At 68.4% G+C, this 4,759-nt stretch carries 6 protein-coding genes; all 6 read left to right on the forward strand.

What is annotated here, in order from left to right; all coding sequences use genetic code 11:
* A partial coding sequence (paaC, locus tag AC1DOC_RS24825; RefSeq protein ID WP_478130699.1) for a 1,2-phenylacetyl-CoA epoxidase subunit PaaC occupies positions 1-744 on the forward strand: 744 nt, incomplete at its 5' end.
* The gene (gene paaD, locus AC1DOC_RS24830; protein ID WP_478079094.1) at positions 741-1,271 is read left to right on the forward strand and encodes a 1,2-phenylacetyl-CoA epoxidase subunit PaaD; all 531 of its coding nucleotides are present in this window, start codon (positions 741-743) and stop codon (positions 1,269-1,271) included. The genes paaC and paaD, both read left to right, overlap by 4 nt.
* A 3-nt stretch (positions 1,272-1,274) precedes the next feature.
* Positions 1,275-1,973, forward strand: a complete 699-nt coding sequence (locus AC1DOC_RS24835) for a 2Fe-2S iron-sulfur cluster-binding protein (protein WP_478130700.1) — start codon at positions 1,275-1,277, stop codon at positions 1,971-1,973.
* Between the two features lie 37 nt (positions 1,974-2,010).
* Complete coding sequence (locus AC1DOC_RS24840) at positions 2,011-3,159, forward strand: ABC transporter substrate-binding protein (protein WP_012746379.1); 1,149 nt, start codon at positions 2,011-2,013, stop codon at positions 3,157-3,159.
* Positions 3,160-3,300: 141 nt separating this feature from the next.
* Positions 3,301-4,329 (forward strand): branched-chain amino acid ABC transporter permease, encoded by a 1,029-nt coding sequence (locus AC1DOC_RS24845; RefSeq protein WP_436287318.1) that lies wholly within the window; start codon positions 3,301-3,303, stop codon positions 4,327-4,329.
* Positions 4,326-4,759, forward strand: a 434-nt coding sequence (locus tag AC1DOC_RS24850; protein WP_478130701.1) for an ABC transporter permease subunit, incomplete at its 3' end; no start/stop codon positions are given. The genes AC1DOC_RS24845 and AC1DOC_RS24850, both read left to right, overlap by 4 nt.

Consider the following 4,759-nt stretch of genomic DNA (forward strand, 5'->3'; position numbering starts at 1 on the left):
GTGCAATACCTGCTGCGCATAGGCGACACCTGCCTCGTGCTCGCGCAGCGCCTCGGCGAATGGTGCGGCCATGCGCCCGTGCTGGAAGAAGACATCGCGATGGCCAACATCGCGCTCGACCTCGTCGGCCAGGCCCGCGCACTGCTCACGCACGCCGGCAAGCTCGAAGGCGCAGGCCGCGAACATGACGAAGACCAGCTCGCCTACCTGCGCGACGAGCGCGACTACTTCAACCTCACGCTGGTCGAGCTGCCGCGCGGCGACTTTGCCTTTGCCGTGGTGCGCAACACCATGGTCGCCACGCTGCTCAAGCTGCTGTGGCAGCGCCTTGCCGCATCGAGCGATGCCGAGGTGGCCGCCATCGCCGGCAAGGCCGTGAAGGAAGCGCGCTACCACCAGCAGCATTCCGGCGACTGGGTCGTGCGGCTCGGCGACGGCACCGACGAATCGCGCCGCCGCACGGAAAAGGCGCTGAAGCAGCTCTGGCTCTACATGCCCGAGCTGTTCGAGAGCGATGTGGTCGATGCGCAAGCCAGCGCGAGCGGCCTCGGCCCCGCATGGAGCGAACTGCGCGAACCGTGGCTCGCCGAGATGCAGCAGGTGCTCGACGCCGCCGGGCTCGCCATGCCGCAGGAGACCGCCTTCCGCAGCACCGGCAAGCAGGGCGTGCACAGCGAGCACATGGGCTACATCCTGGCCGAGATGCAGCACCTGCAGCGCAGCTATCCCGGAGGCGTGTGGTGAGCACCGCCATTGCATCGCGCATCGACGCGGCCTGGGCCGTGCTGCACACCGTGCTCGACCCCGAGGTGCCGGCCGTGTCGGTCTGCGACCTGGGCATCGTGCGCGAGGTGATCGAACATGAGGACGGGCTGGAGATCGTGCTCACGCCGACCTACTCGGGCTGCCCCGCGACCGAGGCCATCGAGCACGACGTGCTGGCCGCCATCGAAAAGGCGGGCCTCGGCCGCGCACGCGCCACGCTGCGGCGCGCGCCCGCCTGGAGCAGCGACTGGATCAGCGAAGAAGGCCGCGCCAGGCTCAAGGCCTACGGCATCGCGCCGCCGGCCCACCTCACGCCCGAAGCTGCAGCCAGCACCGCCATGCCCATCCGCCTCTTCGGCCGCATCGCCGGCGGCGAACGCATTGCCTGCCCGCGCTGCGCGAGCGAGCACACCGAACGCCTCTCCGCCTTCGGCTCCACCGCCTGCAAGGCCCTGTATCGCTGCATGACTTGCCGCGAACCCTTCGAACACTTCAAGCCGATCTGAGCGATGAGCACCCTCTTCCATCCCCTGCGCGTGAAGGCCGTCGAGCCCGACACTTCGGAAGCCGTCATCGTCTCCTTCGAAGTGCCGCCCGCGCTGCAGCAGGTCTTCGGCTTCACGCAGGGCCAATACCTCACGCTGCGCCGCGACATCGACGGGCAGGACCTGCGCCGCTCCTATTCGATCTGCGCCGGCCTGGACGACGGCGAGTTGCGCGTGGGCGTGCGCAAGGTGCAGGGCGGCGTGTTCTCCAACTGGATCAACGCGCACCTGCAGCCCGGCGACACGGTGCAGGTGATGGCGCCGCAGGGCCGCTTCTTCGTGCCGATCGAGCCCGCCAGTGCACGCGTCGCGCTGCCTTCGGCCGCGTCGGCGGGCCAGGTGGGTGCGGTGGTGCACGAAGCGCTGCCCGGCGATGCCAAGCAGGCGCGCATCACCATCGTGCGCGACGGGCTGCAGCGCGAGATCACTTTCACCGAAGGGCAGCCGAGCATCCTCGATGCGGCGTCGGCCGCCGGGCTCGAGGTGCCGTTCTCCTGCACCTCCGGCGTGTGCGGCACCTGCCGCGCGAAGCTGGTGGAGGGGGAAGTCCGCATGGAAAGAAACTTTGCGCTCGACAAGAATGAAGTAGCCGCGGGATTCGTGCTGACCTGCCAGGCCCACCCTCTCACAGAACGCGTCACCTTGTCCTTCGACGAGCGTTGACGCCACAACGATTTTTCAACCCGGAGACAAGTCCAAAATGAAATTCTTCTTCAAGCCCCTGCTGATCGCCGCGCTGTGCGCCACCGCCGCCGCGGCCTGGGCCGACGTCAATGTGGGCGTGACGCTGTCGGCCACCGGCCCGGCCGCCTCGCTCGGCATTCCCGAGAAGAACACCATTGCGCTGATGCCCAAGACCATCGGCGGCCAGAAGATCAACTACATCGTGCTGGACGATGCCTCCGACACCACGGCCGCGGTGGCCAACACGCGCAAGCTCATCGCCGAGAACAAGGTCGACATCGTGCTGGGCTCGACCACCACGCCCAACTCGCTCGCAATGATCGACGTGGTGAGCGAAGCCAAGACGCCGATGATCTCCATTGCCGCGTCGGCCCGCATCGTGGAGCCCATGGACGCCAAGAAGCAGTGGGTCTTCAAGACGCCGCAGAACGACATCATGATGTCGCTCGCGATTGCCGAGCACATGGCCGCGAGCGGCGTGAAGACGGTGGCCTTCATCGGCTTTTCCGATGCCTACGGCGAGGGCTGGTCGCAGGAATTCGCCAAGGCGGCGGAGCTGAAGAAGCTCAAGATCGTGGCCAACGAGCGCTATGCGCGCACCGACACCTCGGTGACCGGCCAGGCGCTGAAGATCATGGCCGCCAAGGCCGACGCGGTGCTGGTCGCGGGCTCGGGCACGCCGGCCGCGCTGCCGCAGAAGACGCTCAAGGAGCGCGGCTACACCGGCAAGATGTACCAGACGCACGGCGTGGCCAATGCCGACTTCCTGCGCGTCGGCGGCAAGGACGTGGAAGGCACCTTCCTGCCTGCCGGCCCGGTGCTGGTGGCCGAGCAGCTGCCCGCGAGCCATCCGGTGAAGAAATCGGCCATGGCCTACGTCACCGCCTACGAGGCCGCGAACGGCAAGAACTCGGTGTCGACCTTCGGCGCGCACGCCTGGGACGCGGGCCTCTTGATGACCTCGGCCGTGCCGGTGGCGCTCAAGAAGGCGCAGCCCGGCACGCCCGAGTTCCGCGCGGCGCTGCGCGATGCGCTCGAGCAGGTCAAGGAAGTGTCGGGCGCGCATGGCGTGTTCAACATGACTGCCAACGACCACCTGGGCCTGGACCAGCGTGCCCGGGTCATGGTCAAGATCGAGAACGGCGCCTGGAAATACCAACCCTGAAAACTCGGCTCGCCCCCAGGCTTCGCGCACTTCGTGTCGCTTCTCCCACCCCCTACCGGGGGCAACACCAGAGGCCCGGCAAAGCCGGTTCCTCGGTGTTCCTGACCTGACTCACGGGCGTTGCCCGAAGGCTGTAGTTATATGGATCTGCAGATCGCCCTGTTGCTGGGGCAGGACGGCGTCGTGAACGGCGCCGTCTACGGATTGATGGCGCTCGCGCTGGTGCTGGTGTTCTCGGTCACGCGCGTCATCTTCATTCCCCAAGGCGAGTTCGTCGCCTTCGGGGCGCTCTCGATGGCGGTGCTGCAGGCCGGCCGCGTGCCGGCCACGCTGTGGCTGCTGCTCGCGCTGGCGGCGATGGTGCTGGTGGTCGAGTTCTGGCGCTGGAAGCGCGGCGCGGTGGTCGACTGGGCCTCCGCGCTCGCATGGTGCGTGGTGCTGCCGCTGGCCGCGGCCGCGCTGGTGCTGCTGCTCAAGCCCACGTCGATGGCGGGCCAGGCGCTCGCCACGCTGCTGCTCATCATGCCGCTCGGGCCGCTGCTCTATCGCCTGGCCTACCGGCCACTGGCCAGCGCCAACGTGCTGATGCTGCTGATCGTTTCCGTCGCGCTGCATGGCGTGCTGGTAGGCCTGGGCCTTCTGTTCTTCGGTGCCGAGGGCTATCGCACCACGGCGTTCTCCGAGGAGCGCTTCGACATCGGCGGCATCCCGGTCGGCGGGCAGTCGCTGGTGGTGGTTGGCGTCACGCTGCTGCTGGTGCTTGCAATGTTCCTGTTCTTCGGCCGCTCGATGATCGGCAAGGCGCTGCGCGCCACCGCCATCAACCGCGTGGGCGCCCGGCTGTCGGGCATTCCGACGGAGCTCTCGGGCGACCTGAGCTTTGCGCTCGCGGCACTCATCGGCGCGGTCTCGGGCCTGCTGATTGCGCCGCTCACCACGGTGTACTACGACACCGGCTTCCTGATCGGGCTGAAAGGCTTCGTCGCCGCCATCGTGGGCGGGCTGGCGAGCTATCCGCTGGCGCTCGCGGGTGCGCTGCTGGTCGGGCAGCTCGAGGCCTTTGCCTCGTTCTGGGCCAGTCCGTTCAAGGAGGTGCTGGTCTTCACGCTGATCATTCCGGTGCTGTGGTGGCGTTCGCTGCACAGCCACCATGTGGAGGACGAGGAATGAACAACACCCCGTCCAGCACCACTGCAACCGCCGCCGCACCGGCCGGCCGCGCGCTGGTCACGCCCCGGCAGCTGACGCTCGCCTGCGTGGCGGCGCTGGCCCTCGCCTGGGGCTTCCTGCCGGAGTTCACGGTCTCGGTCCTCAGCAACATCGGGCTCTATGCGCTGGTCGCGGCCGGGCTGGTGATGCTCACCGGCGTGGGCGGCATGACCTCCTTCGGCCAGGCCGCGTTCGTCGGCATGGGTGCCTACGCCACCGCGTGGATCTGCACCTCGCCCATGGCCGCCGCATGGCTGGGCGGCGCCGTGGGCCCCGCGCTGCTGCCGTGGGCCGGGCTGGCGCTCGGCCTCGCCTTCACCTTTGCGCTGGCCTGGGCGCTGGGCGCGGTCACGCTCAAGCTGCAGGGCCACTACCTGCCGCTGTGCACCAT

It is taken from the genome of Variovorax sp. 01T439_2 (assembly GCF_056398445.1).